Origin of the sequence: Bradyrhizobium sp. 147 (genome assembly GCF_023073935.1) — a bacterium.
GTDB lineage: Bacteria > Pseudomonadota > Alphaproteobacteria > Rhizobiales > Xanthobacteraceae > Bradyrhizobium.
In genome coordinates, this window is sequence record NZ_JADPKL010000042.1 from 18,445 (window position 1) to 32,120 (window position 13,676).

The window sequence follows — 13,676 nt, forward strand, 5'->3', positions numbered from 1 at the left end:
AGCAAGGGAAGGCTGAATGAACGTTGGGTTCCCGACAAAATGCATTATGTGGTATTATGGTAGGGTAATCCATTGTGAGCGATATGGCGGCGTGGTGCTCACTCTTTCGTCACTTTCCCGCCTCAACTCCCCGGTTATACCGACCGCCCCACATGATTTTTGCCACGCTCCTCCGCCGTTTACCTCGAACCTTCGCGCGGCGAGAGCCACTCAAACAGCAATAGGTTTCGCCCGGGAACTCCGATAAACAGCGGGCGTTTCCGGCAAGCTGTTAACCGCAGAAAGAAAAGAAGTGCTGCAAAGCGTCGTCGTTGCCATTGTCAGGGCCTGCACCCGGTTTGCCTCCCTCGTCGTCGTTCTCGGGCTCCTGCTGTCGGTGGGAGCGGGCTATTACGCTGCGCGCCACTTCGCCATCAACACCGACATCAATTCGCTGATTGCCCAGAATCTCGACTGGCGCCAGCGCGACCAGCAGTTCGACCGCGCCTTCGACCGCGACGCGACTATCACGGCGGTCGTCGAGGCCAAGACGCCCGAAATGGCGAGCGCGGCGGCGGACGCGCTCTTTGCCAAGCTGAAAGACGACAAGACCAACTTCCAGTCGATGCAGCAGCTCGGCAGCGGCGAGTTCTTCGAGAAGAACGGCCTGTTGTTCCTGCCGACCGAGGAGGTCGGCAAGATTACCGGTCAGTTCGAATCCGCAGCGCCCCTGATCGAGATCATGGCGGGCGATCCCTCGATCCGCGGCCTGACCGGTGCGCTCGAGACCGGACTTGCCGGGGTCAAGCGCGGCCAGGTCAAGCTCGACAGCACGGAACGGCCCTTCAACCTGATCGCGCAGACGGTCGAGACGGTGCTCAACAAGGGCAATGCCAGCTTCTCCTGGCGCGAGCTCGTCAGCGACGAGCCACTGAAGGATTCGGACAAGCGCGCCTTCATCGAGTTCAAGCCGATCCTCGACTACAACGCGCTGGAGCCGGGCAAGGGCGCCACCGATGCAATCCGCAAGGCCGCAGCGGATCTGGATTTCCCCACCAAATACCAGGCGCGGGTGCGGCTGACCGGCCCGGTCCCGATCGCCAACGAGGAATACGCGACCGTCCAGGAAGGCGCCGTCGTCAACGGCATCGGCACCGTCCTCGTCGTGCTGCTCATTCTGTGGCTGGCGCTGCATTCGGCGAAGATCATCTTCGCGGTGTTCGTCAACCTCTTCGTGGGCCTCGCAATCACGACCGCGGCCGGCCTGATGATGGTCGGCTCCCTCAATCTGCTGTCGATCGCGTTTGCGGTGCTGTTCGTCGGTCTCGGCGTCGATTTCGGCATCCAGTACAGCGTCCGTTATCGATCCGAGCGCTACAAGCACGACAATCTCTCGGGCGCGCTGGTGCTGGCGGCCAAGCGCTCGGCGGTGCCGCTGTCGCTCGCGGCGATGGCAACGGCCGCGGGCTTCCTCTGCTTCATGCCGACCGATTACAAGGGCATCTCCGAGCTCGGCCAGATCGCCGGCGTCGGCATGCTGGTGGCGTTCATCTCTTCGATCACCGTGCTGCCGGCGCTGTTGAAGCTGTTGAACCCGCCTGGCGAGCCGGAGCCCGTCGGTTACGCCTTCCTGGCCCCGCTCGATCGCTTCCTCGAAAAGCACCGCGTCCTGATCGTCGGCGGCACGCTGCTGCTGGCGCTCGGCGGCCTGCCGCTGCTCTACTTCATGAAGTTCGACTTCAATCCGATGAATCTGCGCAACCCGCACGCCGAATCCATCGCGACCTTCCTCGACTTGCGCAAGGATCCCAACACCGGCGCCAATGCCATCAACGTGATGACGACGTCGGAGGAGCAGGCAAAGCAGGTCGAAGCCAAGCTGGAGAAGGTGCCCGAGGTGCTGCGGGTGATGTCACTCGACAGCTTCGTGCCGCAGGATCAGCCGCCGAAGCTGAAGCTGCTCGCGCAGGGCGCCAAAGTGCTGAATCCCGCGCTCAATCCCGACCAGATCGATGCGGCGCCCTCCGATCAGGAGAACGTCGAATCCCTGAAATCCTCGGTCGACAATCTGCGCCGGACCGCGGGGGATGCGAAGGGCCCGGGTGCGGTGGCCTCGCGCCGGCTGGCCGACGCGCTCGAGAAGCTCGCCAATTCCGATGAGGCCACGCGCAACAAGGCGCAGGACGTGTTCGTCACGCCGATGAAGATCGTGTTCGACCAGCTCAGGAACGCGATGCAGGCCGAGCCGGTCACCCTGAAATCCCTGCCGCCGGATCTCGTCAGCGCCTGGAAGAGCAAGGACGGCATCATCCGCGTCGAGGCATTGCCCAAGGGCGATCCCAATGACAACGACACCCTGCGCAGATTTGCCGCCGCAGTGCTCGCGGCCGAGCCGACCGCGATCGGCGGGCCGGTCTCGATCCTGAAATCCGGCGACACCGTGGTGAAGGCGTTCATCCATGCCGGCATCTATGCGCTGCTGGTGATCGGCTTGCTCTTGTGGGTCACGTTACGCCGGTTCGTCGACGTGCTGATGACGCTGGTGCCGCTCCTGGTTGCCGGGGCGGTGACGCTCGAGATCTGCGTGCTGATCGGCCTGCCACTCAACTTCGCCAACATCGTCGCATTCCCGCTGCTGCTCGGCGTCGGCGTCGCCTTCAAGATCTATTACGTCGTAGCGTGGCGCTCGGGCAGGACGAACCTTCTCCAGACCAGCCTGACACGCGCGATCTTCTTCAGCGCGCTGACGACGGCGACCGCGTTCGGCAGCCTGTGGCTGTCGAGCCATCCCGGCACATCCAGCATGGGCAAGCTGCTCGCACTCTCCCTGGTGACGACGCTTGCCGCCGTGCTGCTGTTCCAGCCGGCCCTAATGGGCAAACCCCGCAATCTCAGGGAGTAGGCAGATGTCGCCGATCGGGTCGGCGGCGCCCTTCTGACCGGCCTTGGCTGCGCCGGCGGCTTTCGGAGCAGCGGGGGCAGGTGCTGTGGCGCCCGTCGTTCCCTGGGCCTTCGGTGCCGCGCCACCGGACTTCGGCGCGCCCCTGGCCATGGCGTTGGCGGGGCTCAAGGGGATCGGCGGACCAACCCGGGTCCAGGTCTCGCCCCCGCAGAGGAAGCCCATCACGCAGCCCTTGATTTCGAGCTGGTCGGTACCGGCCGGCGTGATGGTTGCGCTGTAGAGCTGGCCGTCCTTCGCGTTGTAGACCTGTCCCTCCCACTGATCGACGCCGGGCTTCTTCTTCATGTCGATCAGGGTCGCCATGCCCAGCGTCGGCCTGTTCTTTTTTGATACATCCGGGTTGTTCTCGTCGCGGCCGCCAGGCTGCTTTTCCCAGGACACGGCACCCCACATGCTGCCGTTGCATTGGGCGACACGAATGTTGGCGACGCCGTCGGCGACCCGCCAGTCGCCGGTCGGGTCTGCGGCCAGCGCGGGGGTCGGACAGGTGTAACCGGCAGCCAGTATTATTCCGGTGTAAAGGGCTAAACGCATGATAGTTCCTTGGCAGTGCAACATCGCTTAAAGCTGTGCTTGCGAAGATGGTCCGAAAAAGGGCAAAAGGCCGCACAGAGCGTTTTCGATAGCGGTCCGTTTTCAGTTGACGAGACGGCCCTCAACCGAAGTATGTAGCGGATGCACAGTCCAAATCCAGACATGTCTGAGCTCTTCGCGGACCGTCAGGCCCAGCGCAGCGCCCTGCATAATCGGTATCTGAACGAGCAGTTCGTTCGGGTTCTGAAGACCATCGGATACGATGTCGGGTTCCAGAAAGGGCAGGGGCAGTACCTCTATGATCGCGACGGCGCGCGCTATCTCGACCTCTTGTCCGGGTTCGGCGTGTTTGCGATCGGGCGCAATCATCCCGTGATGCGTGAGGCGCTCAAGAGCGTGCTCGATGCGGACCTGCCCAATCTCGTCCAGTTCGATGTCTCGGTGCTCGCCGGCGTGCTTGCCGAGCGGCTTTTGAAGTACGTCCCTTATCTCGACAAGGCGTTCTTCGCCAATTCCGGCGCAGAATGCGTCGAAGCAGCGATCAAGTTCGCGCGCGGCGCGACCGGCCGCCCCGGCATCGTCTATTGCGCCCACGGCTATCACGGCCTGACCTATGGCGCGCTGTCGCTCACGGGCGATTCGAACTTCCGCACCGGATTCGAGCCGCTGCTGCCGGGCTGCACCCCGATCCCGTTCAACGATCTGGCCGCGCTCGAAAAGGCGCTGGCCTCGCGCGAGGTCGCAGCCTTCGTCGTCGAGCCGATCCAGGGCAAGGGCGTCAACATGCCCACCGATGAGTTCCTGCCCGGCGCGGCCGCGCTCTGCAAGAAATACGGCACGTTGTTCGTCGCCGACGAGATCCAGACCGGCATGGGCCGCACCGGCCGCTTCCTTGCGGTCGAGCACTGGAACGTCGAGCCCGACATGGTGCTACTGTCGAAATCGCTGTCGGGCGGCCACGTCCCAGTCGGCGCGGTGCTGACGCGCAAGAGCATCTTCGACAAGATCTTCAACCAGATGGATCGTGCGGTGGTGCACGGCTCCACCTTCTCCAAGAACGACCTCGCCATGGCTGCGGGCATCGCCACGCTTGACGTCATGGAGTCCGACAAGCTGATCGAGTCCGCCGCCAAGCGCGGCGCCGAGCTGCGCCTCGCGCTGACGCGCATGGTGCCCGGCTACGAGCTGATGAAGGAAGTCCGCGGCAAGGGGCTGATGATCGGCGTCGAGTTCGGCCCGCCGAAGTCGCTGCGCCTTCGCGCTTCCTGGAACGTACTGGAGACCGCCAACAAGGGCCTGTTCTGCCAGCTCATCACGGTGCCGCTGTTCAAGGATCACAAGATTCTGACCCAGGTCGCCGGCCACGGCAGCCACACCATCAAGCTGCTGCCGCCGCTCACCATCACCGAGGAAGACTGCACCTGGATCGAGCGCGCCTTCGACGACGTCATCGCCGGCAGCCACAAGGTCCCCGGCGCGATCTGGTCGCTCGGCAAGACCTTGGTCGACAATGCGGTGCGACGGTCGGCGTAGTTTCGCCGATCCGTCTCAACGTGGCGAGACCCTCTATCCCTCGACATTCGCCTTCATCGCCGCCTCGAACCTGTCGACGAACTCGGCGAGCTCGTCGGCGCCGAGATCGCTGACGGCCCAGAAGTTCAGGCCGCGATTGCCCCAACGGCGGCAGTTGAAGCCCTGCATGGTTTCGGTCTTTGGCGCGCGATATTCCGCGTTCGATGTCTGCGACACGAACAGGTTGATGACGTGCTGCCGGCGCCGGTAGACCACGGCACCGATGGCGCGCGCATCGATATAGTCGAGGCGGCCGCCGACGAGCGTGAAACCCTGCGCGGTGAGGTCGATCACGGGCGGGGCGACGTCGAGCTTGCCGTTGAACCATGGCTTGACGGTGTGCTGGTCGGTGGAAATCACGTCGGTAAGGTGACCGGCTTGGAGCGAGCGCAGATGCGCGGAGACGACCTCCGACAGGATGCGCTGCTGGTCGTCCTGGCGCAGCACCACCGCGACGACGCCCGAAGCAGCAAGCGCGGAGACGGCTGAGCCCATTGCAAAGCCGCGCAGCACGGAGCGGCGGCTTGGTTGTTGGCGCTGCGGCTCGGGCAACGAGGCCTCGATCCGGCTGCGCAGGCTTGCGGGCGCGGTGTAGCGCAAATTGGCGTCGGCGAGCGCGCGCTGCATGTCGCGCTGCGCGGCGAACTCCGCAGCGCAACCCGGGCAGCTTGCGATGTGGGCTTCGACCTCGCGCGCATGGCCCGCGTCGAGCTCATTGTCGAGCAGCGCGTGAAGCAGGTTCCTTGCTTCGTCGCAAGTCATCTTGAGTGCTCCTCTTCCACATTCCAGGCCGCGCGCAGCATGGCGCGGGCGCGGGCGAGGCGGGACATCACGGTACCGATGGGCGCGCCGACGACCTCGGCGATTTCACGGTAGGAAAGATTGTTGATCTCCCGCAGCACGAAGGTTTCCTTGAACGGTTCGGCGAGCGCGTCGATCAGCTTGCGGATCGCGCCGGCATCGCGGCTGCGCAGCACTTCGGTTTCCGGGCTTGCCTCGCTCTCCTGCCAGATCGGTGTCTGCTCGGCGGCGCCGGGCGTCTCCTCGATCGCGCTGTGCGAATGCGCGCGCCGCGTATATTCTGCGTTGCAGACGTTGCGCAGGATCGCGAACAGCCACGGCTTCATCGCCGGTCCATGATAGCTGTCAAAGTGCTTCAGCGCGCGCAGATAGCACTCCTGCACCGCGTCCTCGGCGTCGGCGACATCGCGCAAGAGATAGCGCGCGAGCGTGTAGACGTCGTCGAGATAGGGCAGCGCCGCTTCGCGGAAGCGCTGCGCCTTCTGCAAATCGTCGCTGCCGGGCATCGCGCCTCGCTTTGCCTTTTGCTTTGCTACTTCTTTTGCCGTGATCGAATAGGTCTGAGCCCGGCCGGCGTGGGACAACCGGCCGGGCAAGACGTGGGTGCCTCGGTTGGAGATGTTACTCAACCTTGATCATCCCCGTCATGTGCGGATGCAACGAGCAAAAATATTTGTAGTCGCCCGCATTGGTGAAGGTGAACGAGAACTTGTCCTCGGTGTCCAGGGTCTTGGATCTGAACTTGCCGGCCGACACCACGGTGTGCGGGATGTCGTCCCTGTTGGTCCAGGTCACGGTGGTGCCGACCTTGATCGTGAGCTCGGCCGGCTGGAAAACGAAATTGTCGATATGCACCTCCCTCTCGTCGGCGCGGGCAGCTGTTGTGGGCAACAGGATGGCCGCGGCCAAAGCGAGACCGAAGTCGACACCGAAGTCGCGCCGATTGAGTGTCTTCATGATCAGCTTTTCTCTCAGCCCTGGAGCGGCGTGTCGATGATGGCGAGGCGCTGCTCGTTCTGCTTGAAGTTGATGCTGGCAACGCCAAGCATGGAGCGGAGCCTGGCGTTATCGACCTTCATCGGTCCTGGTGAGGGAGCGGCCCCCGGCGCAGGCTGCGGGAAGGCGGTCGAGCGCGCAGTGTGGAAAGTGACGTTGCCCTCGACCTTCTGCATCACCTGATGGATGTGGCCGTTGAGCACCGTGACCGAGCCGAAGCCCTTGACGTATTCCAGCGCTCGGCCGCCGTCTTCGGTGCCCCAGCCCCATTCGGGATAGACGGTCCAGAGCGGGATGTGCGCGAACAGCACGACCGGAGTCGATTTTGACTTGCCGCGCAGATCGTCCTCGAGCCAGGCGAGCTGCTCGGCGCCGAGATTGCCGAGGCCGCCGGCCTTGAGGTCGACGACGTTGACGAGGCCGATGAAGTGCACGCCGCCGGCGTCGAACGAGTACCAGCCGTGCCCCTTGGTGCCATGGCCGTAGCGCTCGCGATAGAGTTTCACCTCCTCGTCGATGAAGTCGTGCTCGCCCGGCACGTAATGCACGTCGAGCTTGGTTTGCGAGATGATGCGCTCGGCATTGTCGAATTCGGCGGCCTTCGACAGATGCGTGATGTCGCCGGTGTGGATCATGAAGGACGGCTTGACCGGCATCGCGTTGATCTTGCTCACGGCTTCCTCCAGCGTGCCGAGCGCGTTGGGATTGGCCGGCTTGTCGAATCCGACATGGCTGTCGCTGATCTGGAGGAAGGTCATGCCGGGCGCGGCCGCGGTAGCAGCTTGCGCAGTATCGATGATGCCGAGCGAGCGCGGCACGCCGCCGGTGATGGTCCAGAGCACCCCGGTGCCGGCCCAGGTCATGCATTCCAGCACCCTGCGGCGGCTGACGCCGTCGTCCCCGTGATCGTGTCCGCTCATCGCGCATCTCCTCTCGCCCGGAATTGGGCTTCGGGAAGGTGATCGGGGGAGGCAGGGTCTTATTCCCGAATGCGATGACGATTTCGTGAGGGGGAGATTCTCGTGTCCCGGACGCAATGCAGCACCTTTTGGTGATGCGTTGCAGAGCCGGGACCCTGAAAGCCGCGCGGTACGCTGTGAGATGGGCCCCGGCTCGGCGGCGCATCTGCGCCGCGTCCGGGCACGAGACTTACTTTGAAAAATCTCTCACGGCTTGCACCACGGCCGCCGGCACTTCCTGCGCCACGCAATGCCCGGCATCATCGAAGACCAACGTGCTGACGCGCGGAAGCAGCGATACGGCGCGCGCCGCCATTTCCTTATAGATGAGCCCCGACTTCGCGGCCGTCGTGACGCGCACCGGGCAGTCGATCTCGGTGAGCGAGGTAAACGGATTGCCGCGGGCATCGCCAAGATAAACCTGCTCCATCGCTTCGTAGATCGGACGCAGGATTGCCGACTCGATCTCCGGCGTGCAGCAGAGCTTTACCCGGCCGTCGTCGAGCGGCACGAAGCCGTGGCGCACGTAAGCCCAAAGCGACGTCTCGGTCCAATCCGCAAATGCCGGCGCCGCGCGGTAGCGCGCGAAGACGGCCTCAGCGTTCTCGAATTCGGCCCGTCGCCGCAGCGTGCCGTGCACGCGGGAAAGGGATTCGTCGCTCAATGCGCCGGAGCGCGCCGCGCGCGGGTCCATCACGGTCGGCTCCATCACGAACAGGCGCGTGAAGCATCCGGGATGAAGTTTTGCCGCGAGCAGTAGGTCGGTCGCACCAGCACTGTGGCCGATGCCATAGACGTCGCGCAGCTCGAGTGTCTCGATCACCCGGCACACGTCATCGGCGTAATCCAGGAAGTGATAGGCGCCGGGCTTGTGGCTGGCGCCGTGGCCGCGCCGGTCGAGCGCATAGACGGTGTAGGTCGATGCAAGCTCGCGCGCGACCTCGTCCCAGACGTCAGCGACGAAGCCAGTGCCATGCAGGAGCAGGGCAGGTGGTTTCCCGCTCTCGCCCCATTGCAACATGGCGATCTGCGCGTCGGCTGGGCCGATTGAAAAGCGGTACGGATTGATCATGGTGGCCGGATGCTACTTCGCATCCTCCAAAATCATCGCCGCACCTTTCTCCGCGATCATCGCGGTCGGCGTGTTGGTGTTGCCCGAGGTGATGGTCGGCATGATCGAGGCATCGACGATGCGGAGACCGCCGAGGCCGTAGAAGCGCAGGCGTTCGTCGACCACCGCCATCGGATCGTTCGCCGCGCCCATCTTCGCGGTGCCGACGGGATGGAAGATGGTGGTGCCGATGTCGCCGGCAGCCTTCGCAAGCGAGGCATCGTCGTCGCCGACGGAGGGGCCGGGCAGATATTCGATCGGGCGGTATTTTGCCAGCGCCTTCTGCTGCATCAGGCGTCGCGTGGTGCGGATGGCGTCGGCGCCGACCTGGCGATCGTCGTCGGTCGACAGGTAGTTCGGCGCAATGATCGGCTTCTCGTCAGGCGTTGCCGAGCGCACCCGCACGGTGCCGCGAGAGGTCGGTTGGAGATTGCACGCGCTCACCGTGATCGCGGGGAAGCGGTGCAGGGGATCGCCGAACTTGTCGAGCGACAGCGGCTGCACGTGAAACTGGATGTTGGCGCGTGCGCGCGTCGCATCGGAGCGCGTGAAGATGCCGAGCTGCGATGGCGCCATGGTCAGCGGCCCGCGGCGGCGGAACGCGTAGTCGAGCCCCATCAGGCCGCGGCGAAACAGGTTGTAATAGGTCTCGTTCAGCGTGCGCACCCCTTCGACCTTGTAGATCGCGCGCTGCTGGAGGTGATCCTGCAAGTTGCGCCCGACGCCGGGCCGGTCCACGACGATGTCGATGCCGAGCGGCGAAAGCCAGTCGGCGGGGCCGATGCCGGAGCGATGCAGCACCTGCACCGAGCCGATCGAGCCGGCCGAGAGGATCACCTCGCGCTTGGCGCGCGCCTCGATGATCTCGCCGTTCTGGATGAAGCGCACGCCGACGGCGCGACCCTGCTCGATGATCAGGCGGTCGACCAGCACATGCTTTTCCAGCCGCAGATTGGGACGGTTCAGCGCGGGCTTGAGGAAGCCGCGCGCCGACGACCAGCGCCGGCCGCGCTTCTGGTTGACGTGGAAATAGCTGGTGCCTTCGTTGTCCCCGGTGTTGAAGTCCGGGATGCGCTTGATGCCCATCTCCTCGGCGGCGTCCCCAACGGCGTCGAGAATGTCCCACGACAGCCGCGGCGCCTCGATGCGCCAGCCGCCTCCTGTGCCATGATGCTCGCTCGGCCCAAGGAAATGATCCTCCAGCCGTTTGAACAGCGGCAGCACGTCGTCATAGCCCCAGCCGGTCAGCCCGAGCTGGCGCCAATGGTCGTAGTCGGCAGCCTGCCCGCGCATGGAGATCATGGCGTTTATCGCCGAGCAGCCGCCGATCACCTTGCCGCGGGGATAGGCGAGCGCGCGGCCGTTCAAGCCCGGCTCGGCTTCCGTCTTGAACATCCAGTCCGAGCGCGGATTGCCGATCGCGAAGAGATAGCCGACCGGGATGTGGAACCAGATCCAGTTGTCGTCGCCGCCGGCTTCGAGGATGAGGACGCGGTTGTTGCGATCGGCCGACAGCCGGTTCGCGACAATACATCCCGCCGTGCCGGCTCCGACGATAATGTAGTCAAACTCACCTTCGAGCCGTCTTGGCATTCTGCGTCCATCCCAACAGGCGTCATGCCAGGGCTTGTCCCGGCCATCCACGCGCTTTCTGTCGTAATAGTCGGACGTAGATGGCCAAGACAAGCTGGCTAAAAGCCCGGCCATGACGAAAGGACAGGTTACCTTCGATCCACGGGAGTTAGGTGGACCGGCGCTTGCATGGTAGGACAATCCTGTGTTCCCAAAAAAGCTTGAGATGCTCCATGCCTATCGTGAACCGCGTCGCCGACCTCCAACCCGATATTCAGGCCTGGCGCCGGGACATCCATCAGCATCCGGAGCTGCTGTACGAGGTTCACCGCACCGCAGCATTCATCGCTGACCGCCTGCGCGAGTTCGGCTGCGATGAGGTCGTGACTGGCCTCGGCCAGACCGGCGTGGTCGGCGTCATCAAAGGCAGCAAGCCGGCCGGCGACGGGCTCAAGGTGATCGGCCTGCGCGCCGACATGGATGCGCTCCCGGTCGAGGAGCAGACCAACCTGCCTTACGCCTCGAAGAACCCGGGCAAGATGCACGCCTGCGGCCATGACGGCCACACCGCGATGCTGCTGGGCGCGGCGCGCTACCTGGCCGAGACCCGCAACTTCGCCGGCGATGCCGTGGTGATCTTCCAGCCGGCCGAGGAGGGCGGCGCCGGCGGCGAGGCCATGGTCAAGGATGGCCTAATGGAGCGTTTCGGCATCGAGCAGGTCTATGGCATGCACAACGGCCCGGGCATCCCGATCGGCTCGTTTGCGATCCGGCCGGGACCGATCATGGCGGCGACCGACGAGGTCGACATCCTGATCGAGGGCGTCGGCGGCCATGCCGCGCGTCCGCACAAATGCGTGGACTCCGTGCTGGTCGGTGCACAGGTGATCACTGCCCTGCAATCGATCGTCGCGCGCAGCGTCGATCCCTTGGAATCGGCCGTGATCTCGATCTGCGAGTTCCACGCCGGCAATGCCCGCAACGTCATTCCGCAAACGGCGACGCTGAGGGGCACTATCCGCACGCTGTCGCCGGAGGTGCGCCAGCTGGTCGAGAAGCGCGTCCGCGAAGTTGTGGCCGGCGTGGCGCAGATCACCGGCGCCAAGATCGATCTGCGCTACAAACGCAATTATCCGGTGGTGAACAACCACGCCGCGGAGACCGAGGTGGCAACGCGCATCGCCAAGCAGGTCGCAGGCGATGCCAACGTGCACGAGATGCCGCCGCTGATGGGCGGCGAGGATTTTGCCTATATGCTGGAAGCGCGGCCTGGAGCGTTCATCTTCTGCGGCAACGGCGACAGCGCCGGCCTGCATCACCCCGCCTACAATTTCGACGACGAGGCGATCGTCTTCGGTACGTCCTACTGGGTGAAGCTGGTGGAGGAGCAGCTGGCGGCGTCTTAAGGCTTCTGAGTCGTCATTCCGGGATGGTCCGCAGGACCAGACCCGGAATCTCGAGATTCCGGGTTCGGCTCTTCGAGCCGTCCCGGAATGACAATCTTGAATGCAAATGGCCGGGCTAAGCCCGGCCATCCGCATTTATGGAGTGTCGTTCTTCTCAGAAGATCCGCGAGAAGATCACGTAGAGCGTGGCCGACAACATGATCGCGCAGGGCAGCGTCAGCACCCAGGCCATCAACAGGTTGCGGATGGTCGACCATTGCAGGCCCGAGCCGTTGGCCGCCATGGTGCCGGCGACGCCGGACGACAGCACGTGAGTGGTCGAGACGGGCAGGCCGAACACGTCGGCGGCGCCGATCGTGGCGGCGGCCACGAGCTCGGCCGAGGCTCCCTGCGCATAGGTGAGATGGCTTTTGCCGATCTTCTCGCCGACGGTGATGACGATGCGCTTCCAGCCGATCATGGTGCCGAGGCCGAGCGCGATGGCGACGGCGATCTTCACCCAGGTCGGGATGAACTTCGTCGCAGCGTCGAGCGAGCCCTTGTAGGTGTTGAGCACCGCGATCTCGTCCTTGTTGAGATCGTTCGCCTTGTCCTTCATCAGGAAGCGGATCGCTTCGGAGGTCAGGTACATGTCGTTGCGGGTGTTGCCGACGGCTTCGGCGGGTACCTTGCTCAGCGTGCCGTATCGAGCGACCTGATCGCCGACGTCCTTCACCAGCACGGCGAGCGAGGGATAGGTACCATCGTTGAGCTCGTGCAGGGCGATGTATTGCGTCACCGCCGGGCGGGGATCGCCGATGATGCTGTGGCCGGCGCCTTTCGCCGAGATCACCTTGGAGGCAGCTTCGGAGGCCTTCTGGAACTGGGCGACCTGAGATTCCGGCAGCGCCCGGTTGAGGGCGTAAGCCGTCGGCACGGTGCCGATCAGGATCAGCATGATCAGGCCCATGCCCTTCTGGCCGTCATTGGAGCCGTGGGCGAAGCTGACGCCGGTACAGGTCAGGATCAGTAGGCCCCGGATCCAGAGTGGCGGCGCCTTGTTGCCCTCAGGTGCCGCGTACAGAGACGGATTGCGCACGATGAACTTGAGCAGCAGCAGCAGCACGGCGGCGCAAATGAAGCCGAACAGCGGCGAGAGCAGCAGCGCGTAACCGATCTCGGTCGCCTTGCTCCAGTCCACGCCCGAGGTGCCGTCGCGGCCGCGCATGACGGCGTTGGCGACGCCGACGCCGATGATCGAGCCGATCAGCGTGTGCGAGGACGAGGCGGGCAGTCCGAAGAACCAGGTGCCGAGATTCCACAGGATCGCGGCGATCAGAAGCGCGAACACCATGGCGAAACCGGCGCTGGAGCCGACCTGGAGGATCAGCTCGACCGGCAGCAGCGAGACGATGCCGAATGCGACCGCGCCGGAGGACAAGAGCACGCCGAGGAAGTTGAAGAAGCCCGACCACATCACCGCGACTTCGGCCGGCAGCGAATGGGTGTAGATCACGGTGGCCACCGCATTGGCGGTGTCGTGGAAGCCGTTGACGAACTCGAAGCCGAGCGCGATGAGGAGCGCGACGAATAGGAGGATGTAGGGCAGGTAGGTCGTCACCCGCGTGCCAGTCGCGTTGATGTCGACATAGATGCTGTAGGCGACGAACAGCGCGCCCGCGGCGAGGATGCCGAAGAACAGGATCAGCGTCAGCGGATTGAAGCCCTTGTCGAGATTTGGCCGCGACGCCGGCTGGACGGGCGCGCGATCTGTTACCGCGCGGTCGAATGCTACATCGGTCATC

General features: G+C 64.4%; 11 protein-coding genes. 3 read left to right on the top strand and 8 right to left on the bottom strand.

Annotated elements, in window-relative coordinates; translation table 11 throughout:
• Positions 1 to 292: 292 nt before the first annotated feature.
• A complete protein-coding gene (locus IVA87_RS09435; RefSeq protein ID WP_247301323.1) occupies positions 293 to 2,881 on the top strand; it encodes an MMPL family transporter in 2,589 nt (862 codons plus the stop codon).
• On the opposite strand, the gene IVA87_RS09440 is transcribed toward IVA87_RS09435, so the two are convergent.
• On the bottom strand, positions 2,849 to 3,475 hold the full coding sequence (locus IVA87_RS09440; RefSeq protein WP_247301322.1) for a DUF2147 domain-containing protein: 627 nt from the start codon (positions 3,473 to 3,475) through the stop codon (positions 2,849 to 2,851). The genes IVA87_RS09435 and IVA87_RS09440 overlap by 33 nt on opposite strands.
• A gap of 141 nt (positions 3,476 to 3,616) precedes the next feature.
• Between IVA87_RS09440 and hpnO the strand changes: the two genes are divergently transcribed.
• Positions 3,617 to 5,008, top strand: coding sequence for an aminobacteriohopanetriol synthase HpnO (gene hpnO, locus IVA87_RS09445; protein WP_247333440.1), 1,392 nt, complete (start codon positions 3,617 to 3,619; stop codon positions 5,006 to 5,008).
• A gap of 33 nt (positions 5,009 to 5,041) precedes the next feature.
• Here the strand turns inward: hpnO and IVA87_RS09450 are convergent, their stop codons facing one another.
• The 6 genes from IVA87_RS09450 to IVA87_RS09475 form a co-directional block, all read right to left on the bottom strand.
• A complete protein-coding gene (locus IVA87_RS09450) occupies positions 5,042 to 5,809 on the bottom strand; it encodes an anti-sigma factor (RefSeq protein ID WP_247301320.1) in 768 nt (255 codons plus the stop codon).
• Entirely contained in the window at positions 5,806 to 6,354 is a 549-nt protein-coding gene (locus IVA87_RS09455; protein WP_247301319.1) for a sigma-70 family RNA polymerase sigma factor, read from the bottom strand. The genes IVA87_RS09450 and IVA87_RS09455 overlap by 4 nt, the downstream gene beginning before the upstream one ends.
• A gap of 115 nt (positions 6,355 to 6,469) precedes the next feature.
• Positions 6,470 to 6,805, bottom strand: a complete 336-nt coding sequence (locus tag IVA87_RS09460) for a cupredoxin family copper-binding protein (protein WP_247333442.1) — start codon at positions 6,803 to 6,805, stop codon at positions 6,470 to 6,472.
• Between the two features lie 14 nt (positions 6,806 to 6,819).
• Positions 6,820 to 7,764, bottom strand: a complete 945-nt coding sequence (locus IVA87_RS09465; protein ID WP_247301317.1) for a metallophosphoesterase — start codon at positions 7,762 to 7,764, stop codon at positions 6,820 to 6,822.
• A gap of 229 nt (positions 7,765 to 7,993) precedes the next feature.
• Positions 7,994 to 8,875, bottom strand: coding sequence for an alpha/beta hydrolase (locus IVA87_RS09470; RefSeq protein WP_247301316.1), 882 nt, complete (start codon positions 8,873 to 8,875; stop codon positions 7,994 to 7,996).
• 12 nt (positions 8,876 to 8,887) lie between these two features.
• Positions 8,888 to 10,507: a GMC family oxidoreductase N-terminal domain-containing protein gene (locus IVA87_RS09475; RefSeq protein WP_247301315.1), complete on the bottom strand. Its 1,620-nt coding sequence runs from the start codon at positions 10,505 to 10,507 to the stop codon at positions 8,888 to 8,890.
• Between the two features lie 212 nt (positions 10,508 to 10,719).
• Between IVA87_RS09475 and IVA87_RS09480 the strand changes: the two genes are divergently transcribed.
• Positions 10,720 to 11,892, top strand: coding sequence for a M20 aminoacylase family protein (locus IVA87_RS09480; RefSeq protein ID WP_247301314.1), 1,173 nt, complete (start codon positions 10,720 to 10,722; stop codon positions 11,890 to 11,892).
• Positions 11,893 to 12,046: 154 nt separating this feature from the next.
• Here IVA87_RS09480 and IVA87_RS09485 read toward each other — a convergent pair whose 3' ends face one another.
• A complete protein-coding gene (locus tag IVA87_RS09485; protein ID WP_247301313.1) occupies positions 12,047 to 13,675 on the bottom strand; it encodes an inorganic phosphate transporter in 1,629 nt (542 codons plus the stop codon).
• Position 13,676: the final 1 nt, after the last annotated feature.

What these genes read in the sequence shown, in the direction of transcription:
- IVA87_RS09450 (WP_247301320.1), bottom strand. Translation starts at nt 5,809, where the DNA reads ATGACTTGCGACGAAGCAAGGAACCTGCTTCACGCGCTGCTCGACAAT.
- IVA87_RS09460 (WP_247333442.1), bottom strand. Translation starts at nt 6,805, where the DNA reads ATGAAGACACTCAATCGGCGCGACTTCGGTGTCGACTTCGGTCTCGCT.
- IVA87_RS09480 (WP_247301314.1), top strand. Translation starts at nt 10,720, where the DNA reads ATGCCTATCGTGAACCGCGTCGCCGACCTCCAACCCGATATTCAGGCC.
- IVA87_RS09470 (WP_247301316.1), bottom strand. Translation starts at nt 8,875, where the DNA reads ATGATCAATCCGTACCGCTTTTCAATCGGCCCAGCCGACGCGCAGATC.
- IVA87_RS09440 (WP_247301322.1), bottom strand. Translation starts at nt 3,475, where the DNA reads ATGCGTTTAGCCCTTTACACCGGAATAATACTGGCTGCCGGTTACACC.
- hpnO (WP_247333440.1), top strand. Translation starts at nt 3,617, where the DNA reads ATGCACAGTCCAAATCCAGACATGTCTGAGCTCTTCGCGGACCGTCAG.
- IVA87_RS09455 (WP_247301319.1), bottom strand. Translation starts at nt 6,354, where the DNA reads ATGCCCGGCAGCGACGATTTGCAGAAGGCGCAGCGCTTCCGCGAAGCG.
- IVA87_RS09465 (WP_247301317.1), bottom strand. Translation starts at nt 7,764, where the DNA reads ATGAGCGGACACGATCACGGGGACGACGGCGTCAGCCGCCGCAGGGTG.
- IVA87_RS09485 (WP_247301313.1), bottom strand. Translation starts at nt 13,675, where the DNA reads ATGACCGATGTAGCATTCGACCGCGCGGTAACAGATCGCGCGCCCGTC.
- IVA87_RS09475 (WP_247301315.1), bottom strand. Translation starts at nt 10,507, where the DNA reads ATGCCAAGACGGCTCGAAGGTGAGTTTGACTACATTATCGTCGGAGCC.